We start from the raw sequence: 17,431 nt of genomic DNA, 5'->3' as shown, positions 1-17,431 counted from the left end.
CACATCCTTTTGATTTCGTGTTACTTTCGTTAATTTGCCGGCTTCAAAACGAAATATTTTCAAGCTCCGCGAAAGTTGATTGAACCGGGCGCATTTCAGTCCGTTTCTTTGCCGATATAATCCCCGCGGGAGGGATCGAAGCAGTGTGCGCCGGGTGATCGCCCGAGGGGTCGCATGCCAGGCATAAACAACCAGCTTTAAGGCCTTTTATCGATGACCATGCCAGTTTCGCCGGAACGCGATACGCGTATTGACGTGTTCCGGGCTCTCGCCCTCCTGACCATATTCATCGACCACGTGCCGGGCACCGTTTTTGAAACCCTGACCTATAAGAATTTCGGGTTTTCGGATGCGGCCGAGGCCTTCGTGCTGATCTCCGGCATGTCCGTCGCGCTTGCCTACGGTACCAAATTCCAGCCGGGAAACCGGCTGATCGCAACGCTGAAGATGTGGCGCCGCGCCGGCGTGCTCTATGTCACCCACATCGTCACGACGATGGTGGTCATGGCTATCTTCTGCGCAGCGGCGGTGTTTGCGAGACGCCCGGACCTTCTGACGCTGATCAACATCGAGCCGCTCGTCAGGAACCCGCCGCAAGTCCTGGTCGGTATCGTCACGCTCGGCCATCAGCTCGGTTACAACAACATACTGCCGGTCTATGCGGCTCTGCTGTTGATGGCGCCGGCCTTCCTGCTGTTCATCAGCTACAGGCCACTGGCCGCGCTTGCCGTGTCCGCAGCCCTTTGGCTGGTTGCCGGAATCTACCAGATCGCGCCGCCGAACTACCCGGAGCCCGGGTTCTGGTTCCTCAATCCGCTGTCATGGCAATTGCTGTTCAATATCGGCATGGCCAGCGTGTTGCATGTGCGGCGCGGCGGCACCATCCCGGTCAATCGCTGGCTGGTCGGCGCGGCGGCCGCCTACGTGCTGACGGCGCTCGTCTGGGTGCACAGCCCGCTGTGGGGGCATGTGTCGTGGCTCGACCTGCCGGTGGTGCTGACCGGTTTCGACAAGACGTTCCTGTCGTTGCCGCGGCTGCTGCACATCCTGGCGATGAGCTATCTGGTCGTCGCCTTGCCTTTCGTCTCGAACCTGTTCCGCACCGGCCGCGACAATCCGCTCGCCATATTGGGCAAACGCTCGCTGCCGGTTTTCATTGCCGGCACGGTGATTGCCATGGCGGCGCAGGTGATGAAGCTGATCAACCCGGGCGGCATTGCCTATGACAGTCTGCTGCTCGCCGCCGGCATCGCCATGCAGTTCGCGCTCGCCTTCTATCTGGAGTGGCTGTCCGCCATCGGCTGGTCCGGCAAGGGCAAGCCGGTCCGCAACGAGGCGCCGCCTGTCCGTCCATCCTTTGGCATCGGTCCCATGGCGGCCAATAGATAAGGGTTGGAGCCGATCTGCCCAGTCAGCCTGTACTTGGCGGCGGTCCGGACGATGCCCTGACGACAAGTTCGACGTCGAGCGTTTCTCGCCGCACCGTGCCGTCGAAGTCGAGGATTCTTCGCGCTGCCCGGCGGCCGATCTCGGCGATCGGCTGGGCGATGGTGGTGAGCGGAGGCTCGCAAATTGCGGCTTCAGGCACGCCGTCGAAGCCGACGACGGAAACATCGCGGGGAACCGCGATGCCCCGTGCACTGAGCCATTCCAATGCCACCATCGCGATCCGGTCCGACATCGCCAGGATGGCGGTCGGCGGCTCCGCCGCTGCGAAGATGGTTTCGAGACCAGCCCTTGTGCTCGCCTTGTCGTTTTCGGTCTCGTAGACCGGCACCTTGGCGGTGTCGACACCAAACCGGGAAAGCTCTTCGAAATAGCCGAGGAGGCGGTCACGGGTCCCGGTATAGGACGCCGTCCGGACCTGCTCGGGCGAGACAAGACCGGTGCTGTCGTCGGCGAAGGCCAGCGACAACACGGCGAAGCGGCGATGTCCAAGTTCCGCCAGATGGCGCGCCGCGAGCCGGCCGCCGGCAACATTGTCGATGCTGATCGCCGAGACCGTGTCGTCCTGCGAGCCGAGCTCCAGCGCGACGAAGGGGAGCTTTCGTTCGCGCGTCAACTCGACGAGGCGCGGACCGCCCTCGATGCAGAACAGGATGAAGCCGTCCACGAGGGCGCTCTGGATATTCCAGGCAAGTTTTTCCTCGTTGCCAGCCGACACGAGGGCTATCCCCGCGCCAGTTGCGTCGCAGGCTTCCGAAATGCCGGCCATCATCACGCGGGCAAACGGGTCGTCGAAGAAATAGGACAGCGGCTCGGTTGTGGCGACGCCGATTGCATTGACCTTGCCGGCGCGCAGCAGCCGGCCCTTGGGATCCGGGCCGGCGTAGCCCAGCGCGTCGGCCGCCGCCTTGACCCGCTCGCGGACTTCCTCGCGCACGATTTCGGGACGGCTGAAGACATTGGAGGCAGTGCCGTGCGATACGCCCGCGGCTTTGGCGATGTCCGCCAGCCGGATGGGCCTCCTGCTGCCTTCGGTGAGTGATGCCATTTGGTTGTCTCCGGGTCTCCCGTCCAACAGGATCGCCGATTACTTTAACACCTTCGTTGGATCGATTCAAATTTTTGCTTGACATTTATGGTGCGATACGTATTCTTTGAATCGATCCAAGAGGCGCTTCGCCAGCGGGTTTGGATCGATACAAGAGGAGAGTGCCATGCATCCCGTCAATTACCTGTTCGAGGACATTTACCGGAACGACTGGAGCATCCGCTCGAGCGCAGAAGCCCGTAAGGGGCGCGACAGGACCGGTCCGTGGATTCGCGACCTGCGTTTCCTCGTAGGACGCAAGCGGAGCTGATCGGCGGCCTATTTTTTTGCCCGCTGATTGGATCGATTCAAAAGGCTAGAGGAGATTAAGCCATGCACCCGATCAAGCATCTGTTCGAAGACATCTATCGCAATTATTGGGGCATTTCTCCGGCCGCCGAACGGCCGGAGCGACGGCGTGTAGTCAAGACGACCAAGCGCGAAGTCCGGCCCGAACGTCGTCAAGACTGACAGAGCCGGCGAACCTGCCGCGTCAAGGGCGCGGGCGTACCAGCGCCGAGGCGGCCATCACCAGCCAGCCGCCGATGAGCAACATGCCGCCGATCGGCGCCGACATCGGGAACAGCCGCGAGCCAAGGAAGTCGCGGGCCAGAAGATCACCCGAGAACAGCAGAAGCCCGACGAGGAGGATGAGGCTTCCGGTTCGCAGGATGCTGTTGCCACCGAGCAGCCCGACGGCAAGGAAGACCGGCGCATGCATGAGCAGGAAGGACGCGGCCGTACCGACGAAAGCGCCGCCGAGATGCGCCGCCGCCGCCGAAAGCGCCACGCCGGTTGCGCCGCACAGGCAGCCGGCAAGAACCAGAATGCGGCCGCCTGCCACGTGTTCATCCGTGCTCATTTCCACGCCTCCGTGATTCCTGGCGACCGCCTGAGATAGTGCCGCGAACCGTGTCAGGATTTGCCGGCTTCCGCCAGCATGTCGCGTTCGCGGCGCGATTGGACCAGCCAGTTATAGGCCGCTCCGCCCGCCATCAAAACGGATGTGCCGAGAAACACCGAGCGCATACCGAAATGGCCACCGGCGAAGCCGCCGAGCAACGGCCCGGCAACCTGCCCGACATATTGCGCCGAGATCGACAAGCCCAGCACATTGCCGCCGACGCCGTCGGGCACATTGTGGCGGATAACGCTGGTGATGCAGGGCAAAAGACCGCCAAGCGCCAGGCCCATCAGGAAACGCAGGCCGACGAGTTGCCAGCCCTGCGTAACGAACGCCTGCGGAATCAGCAGCAGCGCCGAGACTGCGAGTGCGACAACGATGACGTTCCAGTGGCCGATACGGTCGGCGAGCTTGCCGAGCCTCGACGCCGACAGGATGGCGCCGAGCGCTGCCGCGGACATGACGATGCCGGAGACCAGCGTGACCTGGCTCTGATCTTCGATGAGCTGTTGGACGTAGACGGTGATGATCGGCTCGATCGACATGGTGGCGAAACTCAACAGCATGCCGGTCGCCAGCATGGCGACGACGGGGCGCTTGTCGGGAATCTGCGACCAGCCGTCTTTCGCTCTTTCGTCTGACTTGGCCTTGGCGGCAACCGGGCGAGGGGCCTCCTTGATCAGCAAGGTGGTTGCCAGAAACGCCAGGAAAATGACCCCGCCGGCGAGCAGGAATGTGGCGCGGATGCCAATCAGCGGCGGCAGCGCGCCGCCGAGCAGCGGACCGACCAGGGCACCGGCCGTAATGCCGGCCGACAGCACGCCCAGCGCCCAGCCGGAGCGATCCTTCGGCGTCTGCATAGCAACCAGGATGGTCGAGCCCGAAGAATAGCCGCCGGCAAAGCCGATCAGCAGGCGCAGGAGCACCAATTGCCAGACGGTCTGCACCATGCCGGTCAGCGACATGCACAGCGCCATGCCGAAACTGGCGCGCACCAGCATCAGTTTGCGGCCGTAGCGATCGCCTAGCCGCCCCCACAGGGGCGCGACCAGCGCGGCAGCAAGGAAGGTGGCGCCGTAGGCGATGCCCGACCACTGCACGATCGCCGCATGGCCCTCTGCGCCCAACTGCTCGACGTAAAGCGGCAGGAAGGGCAACAGCAGCGTCATCGCTACAAGCGTGCTGAACGAGCCGGCAAAACACACGGCGAGATTGCGACGCCAGTGGACGTTGTGCGTGCCTTGCGTGGCGAGAGTGGCGTCTTGCGGCATGTCCTATCCTGTCCGGCAGCTTGCATGAAAACTTGCTGCGGATACCATTTTGGGATACCAAGCTGGTATGTGTCATGAACGCAAGCCCCGTCGCTGTCAATGCGGGCCTCTCAAACATGATGGACAAAGGCCGGCGTGATCGGCCAACGCTGGCCAGTGACCCGATTGCCGGAACAAATGACCTGAACGGAGCGCCAATGTCGCAGATGCAGAACGTCGAAAAGCAGCTTCGCGAGATGATCCTCGGGCTCGAGATCGGTCCCGGCGAGCGGCTGACGGAGCGCTGGGTCGAAAGCCGCTTCGGCGCTTCGCGCACGCCGGTCAGGGCGGCATTGCTGCGGCTCGAGACCGAAGGCCTGATCTGCCGCGACGGCCGCGGCTGGACGGTCTCGCCCATCAATCTTGCTGAGCTCGAGCAGATCGCTGTCTATCGCGAGGCGGTCGAGGTCGCGGCACTAAGACTAACTTGCACCTTGCAGGACAGAAGTGCCGTCGAAATCATCGAGGCGATGCTCGATTCTTGCGACGACAAGACGCCGCGCGAGGAATGGCATCGCGTCGGCATGGATTTTCATATCGAGTTGGCCCGCCTGTCCGGCAACGAGTTCCTGTTCAGAGCGGTTCGCGACGCGATGACACGCCTGTCGCGCGCCCGCTGGCTCGAGGTTCGCGACGAGGCAGCGCTCGGCCGTGCCTGGGCCGAACACCATGCCATTCTGTCGGCGGTGCGGGCCGGCGATGCCGATAGCGCCGCCCGCCTGCTTTCAGCCCACATCATTGGCAGCCGCGACCGGCTGGTGACCTCGCTGCGCAACGACCGGCGTGGCCTCCGCGCCAGGGGATTTGCCGTCGTCGCTTGAGTGTCGCTTGAGTGAGGATCGGCTGCCATTGATCACGAAAAGGGCAGATGAGCGAAGAATGCTACTTTCGGTCTCGCTTCGCAAATGCCGATGGCGTAAGAGCGGCGATGGAAAACAACCGATTTGACACACCCGTGACCGTCAAGGGCGCGGCGGGAAGCAATCAGCTCTTGCGTACGGCCCGCGAGGCTTCCGACTACCTCCTCAACAATTGGCCAGGCAAGCGCAGTCCCAAGCACCGCGAAGCGCTGCAGGCCTGTCATGATGCGCTGGCCGGCGACAAGCCGGCCATGAACGCAAGACGGGCCTTCATTGCCGCCGCCCGCGAAGTGAACGTCTTCGTCAGCGACAAGGCGCCGGCCTGAGGCATAGCGGGGACTTGACCGAGACCCGGGCCGCCTGACAGGCCTGATATCATCACTCGGCCGTTTCGGTGTTGGTTTGCGACTCGCTTTCGCCCTCGGGCTTCGATCGCTCTTTGGCCGCGACCTTGGCAGCCTGCTTTTCCGCCTTCTTGGCAGCCTTCTGCCGGTCGCGTTCCTTGCGTTCCTGACCGTAGTTCGGTGCTCGTGCCATATCGTTTCCTTTCATTGTGCTTGGCCTTTGCCTAGGAGCATTGGGCCACAAACACAACACCGCAAGGCACGATCGGCTCCATATCTCGTCGCAGTCCGGAGCCCCGCTTCAGGGCCGTTTTTTCAGGCGCCGTCTCGGTCGAGGACGAGATCGGCGGGCCCGAACCGGTCCTTTGCCGTGAATTGCTGGTGCCAGTAGGGATAGAGCACGGGCGGCCTGCTAACCACGTCGAGCCGTGTGCGCTCCTCATCAGCAAGCACAAGGCTTGCAGCGGCGATATTGTCTTTGAAATGCGCTTCGGTTCGTCCGCCGATCACCAGCGAACTGACAGCGGGCCGGCCGAGCAGCCAGGCAAGCGCCACCTGCGCCGCCGACACGCCGTGGTTGTTGCCGATATCGATCAGCACGTCGACGATCCGCCACAGCCGGTCCTCGTCGCGGATCGGCGGTTCCGACCAGCCGCTGAGCTGTCGGGCGGTCGGCTGGTCACGGTGGTATTTGCCGGACAGCAACCCGCCGGCAAGCGGGCTCCAGACCAGCACGCCGAGTCCCTGGTCGACCGAGATCGGCAACAATTCATACTCGGCCTCGCGCGCTTCCAGTGTGTAATGGATCTGCTGAGTGACGAAGCGCGGGTGGTGATGACGGTCGCTGATACCCAGCCCCTTCATCACCTGCCAGCCGGAATAATTGGAGCAGCCGACATAACGGACCTTACCCTGCGCGACCAGCGTGTCGAGCGCGGCGATGGTTTCCTCAAGCGGTGTCAGGCCATCCCACTCGTGCAGGAAATAGATGTCGATGACATCGGTCCTGAGGCGCTTCAGGCTCCTTTCGCATTCGCGGATCAGATGGTAGCGCGACAGGCCTTCATCGTTGGGGCCCTTGCCGATCCGCATGCGCGCCTTGGAGGCGATCAGCACGTCGCCCTTGCGCTTGCCGCCGAGCGCCTCGCCGATGATCTCTTCCGACACCCCGTTCGAATAGACGTTGGCGGTGTCGATGACATTGACGCCGGCATCGATGCAAAGGTCGATCATCCGGCGCGCCTCGTCGAGGTCGGTCTTGCCGACCGCCGAAAACGCGCCGCCGCCGCCGAAGGTCATGGTGCCCATGGTCAGCGTCGAAACCTTCAGCCCGGAACGGCCGAGAGTGCGGTATTCCATGTCGTATCCTCACGATTTATCGGGAAAGGGCGTTGCAAACGACAGCCCTCAATGAACCGGGTATTTGTAGGATAATTTGTTCCGCTTGTCGCCCGTTCCGCATGGCAAGCTCGATCACATCTTGCGCATTGAACGCACAGCCAGCGCAGCAGTGGCTGCAATAAAACCGTCATTGCCGGCCTATACTAACATCGGTCCAGCGCTTCGATTTCCGGCCGCCGGGGCCGGACGGCGGAGCGCCTGACAGAGGCCGGCAAGGCCTGCGAGAGGAGCAGCGCAAATGACCGAGATAAAACAGAATTCCCCGGCCAGGGACTGGCTGGAAGCGGAACTCGCCGACACGCTCGATGAAGACTATGAGCTGGAAATCTCGGAGCCGGCGCTGTCGATGGAGATCGCCAAGATCTACAAGAATGCGCATCCGCCATCGATCGACCGCTTGCAGTATTTTCGCGATCTCATCACGCTGCAATCCGAATTGATCAAGCTGCAATCCTGGGTCGCTTATCACAAGAAGAAGCTCGTCGTGGTCTTCGAGGGCCGCGACTCGGCGGGCAAGGGTGGCGTTATCAAGCGCATCACTCAGAGGCTTAATCCGCGCATCTGCCGCGTCGTAGCACTTCCGGCGCCGACCGAGCGCGAGAAGTCGCAATGGTATTTCCAGCGCTACGTTCCGCATCTGCCGGCCGGCGGCGAGATCGTGCTGTTCGACCGCTCCTGGTACAACCGCTCGGGCGTCGAGCGGGTAATGGGCTTCGCCCAGCCGGATCAGGTCGAGGAGTTCTTCCGCGACGTTCCGGATTTCGAACGCATGCTGGTCCGCTCAGGCATTACGCTTGTCAAATACTGGTTTTCGATCACCGACGAGGAGCAGCAGATGCGCTTTTTGATGCGCATCCATGACCCGATGAAGCAATGGAAACTATCACCGATGGACCTCCAGTCGCGCGTGCGCTGGGAGCAGTACACCAAGGCCAAGGAAGAGACCTTCGCCCGCACCAATATCCCGGAAGCCCCGTGGTTCATCGTCGAGGGCAACGACAAGAAGCGCGCACGGCTGAACTGCATTGACCATCTCCTCAAGCAAATGCCCTATGAGGAGGTGCCGCACGAGGAGATCACACTGCCGGAGCGCGTCTTCAATCCCGAATACGAGCGCCAGGTACTGCCGCGCGAACTGTATGTGCCGGAGAAGTACTGAGGAGGTGCCGGCAGGCGGATGAGGGGCGGCGCCAACCTCAACAATTGAACCCGCTCAAATCACTTCGTGGACTAAACTTATTCTGACGTTATATTGCCCTCGGTGGTATTGTGAGGCAGCGTAATATTTGATCGCTTGCGCCGCCCCTCATTGCCCTGCCGGGCATTTCTCCCCGTATAGTGACGGGGAGAAAGGGGCTTGCACCAAGGGTTTCGCCAGCAGCGCAGACAAAAACGCCCACGCTACTTCCTAATCGCGCTCGATGATGACATGCGTGGCCTTCGGCGTCGCGACCTGCTCGCTGCAGCGATAGCCGAGCTTGGGCATGTCGATGCCGGCAAAAAGGCTCTCGCCGGCGCCTAGCAGGACCGGTGAGATTGCCAGATGCATTTCGTCGATGAGCTTTTCCTGGAGATATTGCCGGATCGTGGCGACGCCGCCGCCGAGCCGTACGTCCTTGCCGTCAGCCGCTGCTTTCGCCTTTTGCAGCGCTGAGAGGATGCCGTCGGTCACGAAATAGAAGGTCGTGTCGCCCTCCATGACAATGGGATCACGCGGATGGTGGGTGAGCACGAAGACCGGCACGTGGTAGGGCGGGTTGTCACCCCACCAGCCTTTCCAGCTGTCATCCGGCCATTCGCCGCGGATCGGCCCGAACATGTTGCGGCCCAGGATCCATGCGCCGACATTTTCGAAACTGCGCGCCGCGAACGCCTCGTCAGTGTCCGTGGTCCCGCCAGCCTTGCCGAGGACCATCTTGCGGAAGGTGCGGGTGCCGAACATCCATCCGTGCAGGGCTTCCCCGCCAACACCCAGCGGGTTCTTCAGGTCTTGGTCGGGACCGGCGCCGAAGCCGTCGATCGACAGGGTGAAAGCGCTGACGCGAAGTTTGGACATGAGAGCCTCCTCGATAACCAATTGTGAGATGCAAGCAGTTATCGGAGTAGCTTAACTGATTGCATTTTGCAAGCGGTATTTGATCGCCGGCGAGCGATGAACGGCTGGGCCACGACCGCCAATCTCCCAACGCTGGCGATTGGCCATAACCGACCATCCCGTCGTCATCCTGGGGCGAAGCAAGGAGCGAAGCGACGCGGCGCAGACCCCAGGATCCATGCCGTGACATCGGCCGAAGAATGCAGCGGCCCAGAACGACGAACCACGCGAATGGAGATCAAGAAGACCAATCCGGAATGGTTCGAACTTTTTCGCAGCACCGGATGGGTGCGTTCGGTTTTCGATCCGCCGGAGCACTGCCGCCAGGTCACGGCATGGATCCTGGGGTCTCCGCGACGGAGCTTCGCTCCTGCTCCGCCCCAGGATGACGAGGGGGAGGGAGGATTCGGCCAATCCCGAAGGTTTGCCACAGGCCCCATCCCATGCACCAAAGTCCCAAAACGACGCGATCACCTACCCCTTGAGCATCGCCGCCACTTCGGGCGCAAAGTAGGTGAGAATCCCGTCGCAGCCGGCGCGCTTGAAGGCGAGCAGCGATTCCAGCATCGCCTTTTCGCCGTCGATCCAGCCGTTGCCGGCGGCGGCCTTGATCATCGAATATTCGCCCGAGACCTGATAGGCGAAGGTCGGCATCTGCAACTCGTCCTTCAGCCGGCGGATGATGTCGAGATAGGGCAGGCCGGGCTTGACCATTAGCATGTCGGCGCCCTCGGCGAGATCCTGCTTGGCCTCGCGCACCGCTTCGTCGGAATTGGCGTGGTCGATGTAATAGGTCTTCTTGTCGCCCTTGAGCAGGCCGGCGGTGCCGACCGCCTCACGATAGGGGCCGTAAAAGGCGGATGCGAACTTGGTCGCATAGGACATGATCGCTACATCCTGAAACCCATTGGCGTCGAGCGCATCGCGGATGGCACCGATCCGACCGTCCATCATGTCCGAGGGGGCGATGATGTCAGCCCCCGCCGCCGCCTGGATGACGGCCGCCGCTGTCACCTGCTCGACCGTTTCATCATTGACGATAATGCCCTCGCGCAAGATGCCGTCATGGCCATGCGAGGTGAACGGATCGAGCGCCGCGTCGGTGATGATGCCGATCTCCGGGACCGCGTGCTTGATGGCGCGGGTGGCGCGGTTGATAATGTTTTCCGGATCGAGGATGTGCGAACCGGTCTGATCGCGCAGGCCGAGCTCGACATTGGGGAAAGTGGCGATCGCCGGAATGCCAAGCTTGGCCGCGCGCTCAGCCTCCTTGACGGCGAGGTCAAGCGACAGGCGGAAGACGCCGGGCATGGCGGCGATCGGTTCGCGCACTTGTTTGCCGTCGACGACGAAGATCGGCCAGATCAGATCGTCGACCGAGAGCCGGTTCTCCTGGACAAGGCGGCGCGACCAATCGGCCTTGCGCATGCGCCGCAGCCGCCGGCTGCCGGTGATCTCGTCGACGCTGCGCGCGCCGGCAGGCTTTGCAGGGGTGAATTTGTTCATCGCAAAAACTCCGGATCGGGCGGCTTTTACCACGAGCTTCCGCTGCTGACCAATGCGACACGATTGTGCCAGCGGTCCTGTTGGCTATTCTGGTTGACCATTGCCCGACAGGATCTGCGCAGCACCCCGCATGGCGACGCGGAATGCCTCGTCGAAGCTGACACCGCGCACTTGCCATTTATAAGCCTTGCCGTTCATGGCAAGCCGCCAATCTGCGACCCAGCCAAGTTCCTTGTCGCTCCAGACGATGCTGCCGGCGAGCGCCTGGTCGGCGCCGGCCTTTCGGGCAAGCTGGTCCAATGTCGCCATGTCGGCATGGCTGAGGCTTCGGTCGCCCAGCTTTGAGGCGGAGAGCAGCGACGCTGCGGGAAATACAATCCGCATGACCAGTGGACCGGTGGCATTGGCAAAGGATTCGCGCATCGCCGCGCCGCGCTGATCGTCCGCGTTCAGCGCGAAATGTCTCGCGCCTTGCTCCGCGGTGAGGAAAATCGCCAAGCGTGGCCGCTCGCCAAGCCATGGTTTGCTGCCAAGCGCGGCAAGCACCGGATCGATGACTTCGGGCTTATAAAGGCAGGTGAGATCGTGCGGCCGGTCATGAGTGCCCTGTTCGTCATGGACCGGAATGCCTTCGAGACGGTCATGATAACGGAATTCGGCAACGAAGCTGCCGGCCTTGTCGCGCAGCGCCGCCATCTCAGTTCTCTTCGGCAGCCGCTGATCGCCGGACACACGAACCAGCACCGCATCGAGGCAGGCCTTGAAACCGATCTGCCTGTTGACCTCGCCCTGGCCGGTGACGATGGTCTGCGATTGATAGAGCTCGTTGACGGTTTCGGCCGATACGGGAGGAGTCTTCGCAGCGATCAGGCCGACCACCACAACAGCAAGGCGCAGCAACCAAGGCATGATTCAACCTCCCGGTTCAAAGCGCCAGCATTAGCACCGGGTGACGCCGACGACCAAGCCGCGGATTGGGCGCCGCCATTGACGCGGCCATGCGCCACGCTTTAGCACTTCACTCCCGGCGGGGCGCGGGGAGGGAGTCTCTGGCGATGGATTTTGGCGGAGGCGACGAGATTCGCTTCGAAAGATTGGGCAGGGCCGGCGTCGTCACGCTGACGCGGCCGCAGGCGCTCAATGCCGTAACCCACCGCATGGTCAAGGCGCTGGACAAGGCGCTGCGCAGTTGGGAGCGCGACGACGGCGTCGACGTTGTCGTGGTCAAGGCCGAGGGCAGGGCGTTTTCGGCGGGCGGCGACATCCTCCACATCTACGAAGCCGGCCGCGCAGGAAAGCCTCCGGTCGATTTCTTCGCCGATGAATACCGACTGAACGCCCGCATCGCCCGCTTCAAGAAACCCTATGTCGCGCTGATCGACGGCATCGTCATGGGCGGCGGCGTCGGCATCTCCTTCCATGGCTCGCAGCGGGTGCTGACCGAGAACGCGCAGTTTGCCATGCCCGAGGTCGGCATCGGCTTTTTCCCGGATGTCGGCGCCAGCCATCTGTTGCCGGATCTCGGCGGCAGCTTCGGCATGTATCTGGCGCTGACCGGCGACCGCATCCGCTACGGTGATGCTTTGTGGTCGGGCCTCGCCACCCATACGATCAAGGCGGAGGACCGGGCCGGCTTTCTCGACCGGCTGGCGGAAAGTGGCGATCCGGAATCAGTGCTGCGCGGCTGCTTCGTCCCGGCTAGGCGTGAGACCGACAGACCGACGCTGGAGGCCATCGCCCGGCATTTCGCGCAGCCGTCGCTGGCCGATATCGTCGCCAGTCTGGAGCGGGCAGCCACTGCCGACGAGTTCGCCGCAAAGACGCTGGCCACCATCCGCACCCGTTCACCGACCAGCCTGCATGTTGCATGGCGCCAGATCAGCGCCGGGCAGAAGTTGTCGATGGACGAGTGCATGAAAATGGAGTTCCGTATCCTCAACCGCATGCTTGCCGGGCACGACTTCTATGAAGGTATCCGCGCCGCCATCATCGATAAGGGCTCGACGCCGCAATGGCGGCCGGCAGGCATCGATGACGTCAGCGCCGCCGACGTCGACGTCTATTTCGCACCGCTCGGCGAACGGGAACTGAAGCTGTGAGCGAGGTCGCCTCGAGACGCGTGGTGCTGCAGCCCTCGACGGTCGAGGTCATCTTCGCTTGGTTCCAGCGCGTCATCGCCGGCTACTGCCTGCTGTTCGGCATCTTGTACTGGATCCGGCTGATCGGCTTTTACCCCGGCCCGTTGTGGCGCTTCGACCTGATGCCGGTGCACTGGCAGGTGGCGGCGGTGGTGCTGGCGGTGTTTTTTCCATTCGCTGCCGCCGGCCTCTGGATGCTGGCGTCCTGGGGGCCGGTGATCTGGTTCATCTGCGCGGTGACCGAGAGCGTCATGTATGCCGGCTTCCCCCAGCTGTTCGGCCACCGGCCGCTGATCGTCGCTTCGCACCTTGCGGTAGCGCTGCTCTACATAGTGTTCCGCGTGGTGATCTGGATCCAGAAGCGGCAAGCCCGGCGATAGCAATTCCGGCCAGGATCGTTGGCTAAATCTTTAGGTTAATTATCCTTGCTCGGGTGACCGTCCGTTAAGCCTCTTTCGAAACCCCTTACCGGTAAGCTCTTGTTAGCCTTGGCGTTTAAGTCGAATTTTATGAGTATTCGATAGTGTCGCGATCAAGGTGAAGAACAAAAAATCACCGGGCGACAAACGAGAGGCAAAGACAATGATCAATTCGCGTCCGGCGGCGAAGACCGCCAACGTATCCGATGACCGCCGCGAGGCGATCCGTTCGCTGTACATGGAATCGCTGCAGCTGGTCGAGCGGCTGCATCGCCGTCTGCTTGATGTGATCAAGGACGAATTCGACCGCAACGGCCGCTCCGACATCAACGCCATCCAGGCGCTGCTCCTGTTCAACATCGGCAATTCGGAACTGACAGCCGGCGAACTGCGCTCGCGCGGCTATTATCTTGGCTCGAATGTCTCCTACAATCTGAAGAAGCTGGTCGATCTCGGCTTCATCAACCACCAGCGCTCGCGCATCGACCGCCGTTCGGTGCGGGTCTCGCTGACGCCGAAGGGCAATGAGGTGGCGGAAGTCGTCGCCGGCCTCTACGAGCGCCATGTCGGTTCGATCGAGCAGGTTGGCGGCATCAACACCGAAGAGTTCAAGCAGATGAACCGCGCCCTGCAGCGGCTGGATCGGTTCTGGAACGATACCATCGCCTATCGGATGTAGTCGCATCCGCCACAGCAAGATCTGAAGCTGGACCACGGAAGCGCTGCCGCGGAGCAGACCAAAGGCCGGTGCCGAAAAGCACCGGTCTTTCCGTTTCGTCACGCGGGCCGCTCCAAATTCGAGCAACAGCCACGTTGCCGCCATATTCCAATGGAACCGAAGATGCGGGTGATGCTGGGGCCAAAGCCGTGCATTTGTCCTGTGCTCAAATCACTTCCCATGTGGTTTTACACCGAAGTGATGCGGGCCATGGTTGGCTAATTGTTAAGAAGCCGACTCTAGAGTGCGGGCGAGACCGCCCGGTGGGTTGAATTGTAGCAAGAATGTCTGGAACGTCCATGAGAACCAGCCGCCGTTTCTTCCTTTCAGGAGCCCCCGCGCTCGCAGCCGCAATGGTCGCCGGCCGCGCCAGTGCGCAGGATGTGATCGGGGATATCCTGAAATCCTCGGCGCGCGGCAATTGGGACGACCAATTCGACGCGCGTGCCAGCGAAGGCGGCAAGGTTGCCTCGACGCTGCCGATCTTCAGCCTGCAGACGGTGTCCTTCACCGAGCAGGCGATCATGCAGTATCAGAATATCGTCGCGCAAGGCGGCTGGGAGCAGGTTCCGGATACCAAGAAGCTGCAGCTTGGCGTCGAGGATCCCGATGTGGTGCCGCTGCGCAGGCGCTTGATGATATCGGGCGACCTGGCGCAGAGCGCCGGGCTCTCGGAAGCATTCGATTCTTACGTCGACTCGGCGCTCAAGCGCTTCCAGTTGCGTCACGGCTTGCCGGCCGACGGAACCACGGGCAAATATACTTTCGCGGCAATGAACGTGTCGGCGCCGGTTCGGCTTGGTCAGCTGCAGACCAATCTGCAGCGGCTGCGTGAGCGGGCCGGCACGCTTGGCAACCGCTATGTGCTGGTCGACATCCCGGCGGCGCAGATCGAGGCTGTCGAGAACGACCGCGTCGTGCTGCGCCACACCGCAATCGTCGGCAAGATCGATCGCCAGACGCCGATCGTCAATTCCAAGATCAACGAAATCATCGTCAATCCGTACTGGAACGCGCCGGTCTCGATCGTGCGCAAGGACATCATTCCGCTGATGCGGAAGGACCCAAACTATCTCAAGGACAGCCATATCCGCCTGTTTGCGCCGGACGGCAGCGAGGTCGACCCGATGACGGTCGACTGGTCGACCGACGATGCCGCCAAATACCGCTTCCGCCAGGATCCCGGTTCCGGCAACGCGATGGCCTCGGTCAAGATCAATTTCCCCAGCCCGGACGGCGTCTACATGCACGACACGCCGCAGCAGAGCCTGTTCGGCAAGCTGATGCGCTTCGATTCCTCTGGCTGCGTGCGGGTCCAGAACGTGCGCGACCTCGTCACCTGGATTCTGCGCGACACACCGGGATGGGACCGCCAGCATTTCGAGGCGGCGATCAAGACCGGGGAGAACACGCCGGTGCAGGTCACCAATCCGGTGCCGGTCTATTTTCTCTACGTCTCGGCCTGGTCGACGGGGCCGGGCGTGGTGCAGTTCCGCGACGACATTTACGGCCTCGACGGAGCCAACGAGCTGCAGATCACATCCGCGCTCTAAGCAGCTGAGTTCATTTGCAAAAGGCCGCCGGGAGAGCGGCCTTTTTTATTGTCGCCGACTGGCTCTGAGCGTTGCGCATGATTCCGAAAATCGGTTCGCCACGGATCATATGCAAACCATGCGGCGCTGTTCAGGAGATCACGCGAAGCCCTGCTGCCAGCCGGCAGGCGAGGAAATTAACGTGCTTTCAGGGTGCTGGCGCAATCCGGCCAGCAAATTTCGCGCTGCAAACGTGGCGGGCCGAAAGCAACTGTGTTAATGGCGCGACAGACCCCGAACCTTGAGGATTTCAGCCCATGGCAACAGCAGCGGCAGTGTCGAACAAATTCGAATCCTTTTTCGAAACCACGCTTGCCGATGCCGACCCCGAGATTTTCGGCGCCATCCGCAACGAACTCGGCCGCCAGCGCCACGAGATCGAGCTGATTGCCTCGGAAAACATCGTCTCGCGTGCCGTGCTCGAGGCACAGGGGTCGATCATGACCAACAAATATGCCGAGGGCTATCCGGGCAAGCGCTACTATGGCGGCTGCCAATTCGTCGATGTCGCCGAGGAACTGGCCATTGAACGCGCGAAAAAGCTGTTCGGCTGCAACTTCGCCAACGTCCAGCCGAATTCCGGCAGCCAGATGAATCAGGCGGTGTTCCTGGCGCTGCTGCAGCCCGGCGACACCTTCATGGGCCTCGACCTCAATTCCGGCGGACACCTGACGCATGGATCGCCGGTCAATATGAGCGGCAAATGGTTCAAGGTCGTCTCCTATGGCGTGCGCCGGGACGATCATCTGCTCGACATGGACGCAATCGAGAAGACCGCCCATGAGACCAGGCCCAAATTGATCCTGGCCGGCGGCACAGCCTATTCACGTGTCTGGGACTGGAAGCGTTTTCGCGAGATCGCCGATTCGATCGGCGCCTATCTGATGGTCGACATGGCCCACATCGCCGGCCTGGTCGCCGGCGGCATGCATCCTTCGCCGCTGCCGCATGCCCATGTGGTCACCACCACGACGCACAAATCGCTGCGCGGGCCGCGCGGCGGCATGATCCTTTGCAATGACGAGGACATTGCCAAGAAGATGAATTCGGCGGTCTTCCCTGGCCTGCAGGGCGGCCCGCTGATGCATGTCATCGCCGCCAAGGCGGTGGCTCTGGGCGAGGCGCTGAAGCCGAGCTTCAAGATCTATGCCGAGAGCGTCGTCGCCAATGCCAAGGCGCTGGCCTCCAGTCTGCAGGAGACCGGTCTCGACATCGTCTCCGGCGGCACCGACAACCATCTGATGCTGGTCGACCTGCGCCCCAAGAACGCCACCGGCAAGCGCGCCGAGGCTGCCCTTGGCCGCGCCAACATCACCTGCAACAAGAACGGCATCCCCTTCGACCCGGAAAAGCCTTTCGTGACCTCGGGCGTTCGGCTCGGCACGCCGGCCGGCACCACGCGCGGCTTCGGCCAGGCCGAGTTCCGCGAGATCGGCAAGCTGATCGCCGAAGTGCTGGATGGACTGAAGGTCGCCAATTCCGACGAGGGCAATGCGGCCGTCGAGGCAACCGTGAAGGCCAAGGTGGCGGCATTGACGGATCGTTTTCCGCTTTACCCGTATCTTGGTTGACGCAGGGCGTCGTTCCCCCAACCGTCACGGCGCCGATCAA

Annotated in this window: 19 protein-coding genes; 11 read left to right on the top strand and 8 right to left on the bottom strand. The window is 62.2% G+C overall.

What is annotated here, in order from left to right; translation table 11 throughout:
• Positions 1 to 213: 213 nt before the first annotated feature.
• Positions 214 to 1,389 carry an OpgC family protein gene (locus tag NKI19_RS20805; protein ID WP_352491845.1) on the top strand — a complete coding sequence of 392 codons (1,176 nt, stop codon included), beginning with the start codon at positions 214 to 216 and terminating at the stop codon, positions 1,387 to 1,389.
• Positions 1,390 to 1,411: 22 nt separating this feature from the next.
• Here the strand turns inward: NKI19_RS20805 and NKI19_RS20800 are convergent, their stop codons facing one another.
• Positions 1,412 to 2,494 carry a LacI family DNA-binding transcriptional regulator gene (locus NKI19_RS20800; protein WP_352491846.1) on the bottom strand — a complete coding sequence of 361 codons (1,083 nt, stop codon included), beginning with the start codon at positions 2,492 to 2,494 and terminating at the stop codon, positions 1,412 to 1,414.
• 166 nt (positions 2,495 to 2,660) lie between these two features.
• On the opposite strand from NKI19_RS20800, the gene NKI19_RS20795 reads away from it, so the two are divergent.
• Together NKI19_RS20795 and NKI19_RS20790 are read left to right on the top strand one after the other, a co-directional pair.
• Positions 2,661 to 2,804 (top strand): hypothetical protein, encoded by a 144-nt coding sequence (locus NKI19_RS20795; protein ID WP_352472030.1) that lies wholly within the window; start codon positions 2,661 to 2,663, stop codon positions 2,802 to 2,804.
• Positions 2,805 to 2,866: 62 nt separating this feature from the next.
• Entirely contained in the window at positions 2,867 to 3,004 is a 138-nt protein-coding gene (locus tag NKI19_RS20790; RefSeq protein WP_352491847.1) for a hypothetical protein, read from the top strand.
• A gap of 22 nt (positions 3,005 to 3,026) precedes the next feature.
• On the opposite strand, the gene NKI19_RS20785 is transcribed toward NKI19_RS20790, so the two are convergent.
• Positions 3,027 to 3,395: a DUF423 domain-containing protein gene (locus NKI19_RS20785; RefSeq protein ID WP_352491848.1), complete on the bottom strand. Its 369-nt coding sequence runs from the start codon at positions 3,393 to 3,395 to the stop codon at positions 3,027 to 3,029.
• A 53-nt stretch (positions 3,396 to 3,448) separates the two neighbouring features.
• Positions 3,449 to 4,708, bottom strand: coding sequence for a multidrug efflux MFS transporter (locus NKI19_RS20780; protein WP_352491849.1), 1,260 nt, complete (start codon positions 4,706 to 4,708; stop codon positions 3,449 to 3,451).
• Positions 4,709 to 4,905: 197 nt separating this feature from the next.
• Between NKI19_RS20780 and NKI19_RS20775 the strand changes: the two genes are divergently transcribed.
• The gene (locus tag NKI19_RS20775) at positions 4,906 to 5,568 is read left to right on the top strand and encodes a GntR family transcriptional regulator (protein ID WP_352491850.1); all 663 of its coding nucleotides are present in this window, start codon (positions 4,906 to 4,908) and stop codon (positions 5,566 to 5,568) included.
• Positions 5,569 to 5,675: 107 nt separating this feature from the next.
• Positions 5,676 to 5,933 carry a DUF982 domain-containing protein gene (locus NKI19_RS20770; RefSeq protein WP_023674477.1) on the top strand — a complete coding sequence of 86 codons (258 nt, stop codon included), beginning with the start codon at positions 5,676 to 5,678 and terminating at the stop codon, positions 5,931 to 5,933.
• Between the two features lie 52 nt (positions 5,934 to 5,985).
• On the opposite strand, the gene NKI19_RS20765 is transcribed toward NKI19_RS20770, so the two are convergent.
• Both NKI19_RS20765 and NKI19_RS20760 read right to left on the bottom strand, forming a co-directional pair.
• Positions 5,986 to 6,144, bottom strand: a complete 159-nt coding sequence (locus NKI19_RS20765) for a hypothetical protein (RefSeq protein WP_292656176.1) — start codon at positions 6,142 to 6,144, stop codon at positions 5,986 to 5,988.
• 122 nt (positions 6,145 to 6,266) lie between these two features.
• A complete protein-coding gene (locus NKI19_RS20760; protein ID WP_352491851.1) occupies positions 6,267 to 7,310 on the bottom strand; it encodes an aldo/keto reductase in 1,044 nt (347 codons plus the stop codon).
• Positions 7,311 to 7,590: 280 nt separating this feature from the next.
• Between NKI19_RS20760 and ppk2 the strand changes: the two genes are divergently transcribed.
• Positions 7,591 to 8,511 (top strand): polyphosphate kinase 2, encoded by a 921-nt coding sequence (ppk2, locus tag NKI19_RS20755; protein ID WP_352491852.1) that lies wholly within the window; start codon positions 7,591 to 7,593, stop codon positions 8,509 to 8,511.
• Positions 8,512 to 8,760: 249 nt separating this feature from the next.
• Here the strand turns inward: ppk2 and NKI19_RS20750 are convergent, their stop codons facing one another.
• The 3 genes from NKI19_RS20750 to NKI19_RS20740 all read right to left on the bottom strand — a co-directional run bounded on the left by NKI19_RS20750 (position 8,761) and on the right by NKI19_RS20740 (position 11,862).
• Complete coding sequence (locus tag NKI19_RS20750; protein WP_352491853.1) at positions 8,761 to 9,408, bottom strand: dihydrofolate reductase family protein; 648 nt, start codon at positions 9,406 to 9,408, stop codon at positions 8,761 to 8,763.
• 513 nt (positions 9,409 to 9,921) lie between these two features.
• Positions 9,922 to 10,953: a porphobilinogen synthase gene (hemB, locus tag NKI19_RS20745; RefSeq protein ID WP_352491854.1), complete on the bottom strand. Its 1,032-nt coding sequence runs from the start codon at positions 10,951 to 10,953 to the stop codon at positions 9,922 to 9,924.
• Between the two features lie 84 nt (positions 10,954 to 11,037).
• Entirely contained in the window at positions 11,038 to 11,862 is an 825-nt protein-coding gene (locus NKI19_RS20740) for a DUF8605 domain-containing protein (RefSeq protein ID WP_352566095.1), read from the bottom strand.
• Positions 11,863 to 12,008: 146 nt separating this feature from the next.
• On the opposite strand from NKI19_RS20740, the gene NKI19_RS20735 reads away from it, so the two are divergent.
• The 5 genes from NKI19_RS20735 (at position 12,009) to glyA (ending at position 17,391) form a co-directional block, all read left to right on the top strand.
• Positions 12,009 to 13,052, top strand: coding sequence for an enoyl-CoA hydratase/isomerase family protein (locus tag NKI19_RS20735; RefSeq protein ID WP_352491856.1), 1,044 nt, complete (start codon positions 12,009 to 12,011; stop codon positions 13,050 to 13,052).
• Positions 13,049 to 13,471, top strand: coding sequence for a DUF6163 family protein (locus tag NKI19_RS20730; protein WP_352491857.1), 423 nt, complete (start codon positions 13,049 to 13,051; stop codon positions 13,469 to 13,471). Before NKI19_RS20735 ends, NKI19_RS20730 begins: the two co-directional genes overlap by 4 nt.
• 202 nt (positions 13,472 to 13,673) lie before the next feature.
• The gene (gene ldtR / locus NKI19_RS20725; RefSeq protein WP_023674486.1) at positions 13,674 to 14,189 is read left to right on the top strand and encodes a transcriptional regulator LdtR; all 516 of its coding nucleotides are present in this window, start codon (positions 13,674 to 13,676) and stop codon (positions 14,187 to 14,189) included.
• A 338-nt stretch (positions 14,190 to 14,527) separates the two neighbouring features.
• The gene (locus NKI19_RS20720; RefSeq protein ID WP_352491858.1) at positions 14,528 to 15,781 is read left to right on the top strand and encodes a L,D-transpeptidase family protein; all 1,254 of its coding nucleotides are present in this window, start codon (positions 14,528 to 14,530) and stop codon (positions 15,779 to 15,781) included.
• A gap of 296 nt (positions 15,782 to 16,077) precedes the next feature.
• Complete coding sequence (glyA, locus tag NKI19_RS20715; protein WP_352449301.1) at positions 16,078 to 17,391, top strand: serine hydroxymethyltransferase; 1,314 nt, start codon at positions 16,078 to 16,080, stop codon at positions 17,389 to 17,391.
• Positions 17,392 to 17,431 lie beyond the last annotated feature (40 nt).

Origin of the sequence: Mesorhizobium sp. M0751 (assembly GCF_040320265.1) — a bacterium.
In the GTDB taxonomy this organism is placed as follows: domain Bacteria; phylum Pseudomonadota; class Alphaproteobacteria; order Rhizobiales; family Rhizobiaceae; genus Mesorhizobium.
This window is presented reverse-complemented; position numbering and strand designations above follow the sequence as displayed.

Bases quoted from the DNA above. Each gene is read 5' to 3' on its own strand.
- NKI19_RS20735 (WP_352491856.1), top strand. From the start codon at position 12,009: ATGGATTTTGGCGGAGGCGACGAGATTCGCTTCGAAAGATTGGGCAGG.
- NKI19_RS20760 (WP_352491851.1), bottom strand. From the start codon at position 7,310: ATGGAATACCGCACTCTCGGCCGTTCCGGGCTGAAGGTTTCGACGCTG.
- NKI19_RS20780 (WP_352491849.1), bottom strand. From the start codon at position 4,708: ATGCCGCAAGACGCCACTCTCGCCACGCAAGGCACGCACAACGTCCAC.
- NKI19_RS20770 (WP_023674477.1), top strand. From the start codon at position 5,676: ATGGAAAACAACCGATTTGACACACCCGTGACCGTCAAGGGCGCGGCG.
- NKI19_RS20750 (WP_352491853.1), bottom strand. From the start codon at position 9,408: ATGTCCAAACTTCGCGTCAGCGCTTTCACCCTGTCGATCGACGGCTTC.
- NKI19_RS20775 (WP_352491850.1), top strand. From the start codon at position 4,906: ATGTCGCAGATGCAGAACGTCGAAAAGCAGCTTCGCGAGATGATCCTC.
- glyA (WP_352449301.1), top strand. From the start codon at position 16,078: ATGGCAACAGCAGCGGCAGTGTCGAACAAATTCGAATCCTTTTTCGAA.
- hemB (WP_352491854.1), bottom strand. From the start codon at position 10,953: ATGAACAAATTCACCCCTGCAAAGCCTGCCGGCGCGCGCAGCGTCGAC.
- NKI19_RS20800 (WP_352491846.1), bottom strand. From the start codon at position 2,494: ATGGCATCACTCACCGAAGGCAGCAGGAGGCCCATCCGGCTGGCGGAC.
- NKI19_RS20740 (WP_352566095.1), bottom strand. From the start codon at position 11,862: ATGCCTTGGTTGCTGCGCCTTGCTGTTGTGGTGGTCGGCCTGATCGCT.
- NKI19_RS20765 (WP_292656176.1), bottom strand. From the start codon at position 6,144: ATGGCACGAGCACCGAACTACGGTCAGGAACGCAAGGAACGCGACCGG.
- NKI19_RS20805 (WP_352491845.1), top strand. From the start codon at position 214: ATGACCATGCCAGTTTCGCCGGAACGCGATACGCGTATTGACGTGTTC.
- NKI19_RS20720 (WP_352491858.1), top strand. From the start codon at position 14,528: ATGAGAACCAGCCGCCGTTTCTTCCTTTCAGGAGCCCCCGCGCTCGCA.
- ldtR (WP_023674486.1), top strand. From the start codon at position 13,674: ATGATCAATTCGCGTCCGGCGGCGAAGACCGCCAACGTATCCGATGAC.
- NKI19_RS20795 (WP_352472030.1), top strand. From the start codon at position 2,661: ATGCATCCCGTCAATTACCTGTTCGAGGACATTTACCGGAACGACTGG.
- NKI19_RS20785 (WP_352491848.1), bottom strand. From the start codon at position 3,395: ATGAGCACGGATGAACACGTGGCAGGCGGCCGCATTCTGGTTCTTGCC.
- NKI19_RS20790 (WP_352491847.1), top strand. From the start codon at position 2,867: ATGCACCCGATCAAGCATCTGTTCGAAGACATCTATCGCAATTATTGG.
- ppk2 (WP_352491852.1), top strand. From the start codon at position 7,591: ATGACCGAGATAAAACAGAATTCCCCGGCCAGGGACTGGCTGGAAGCG.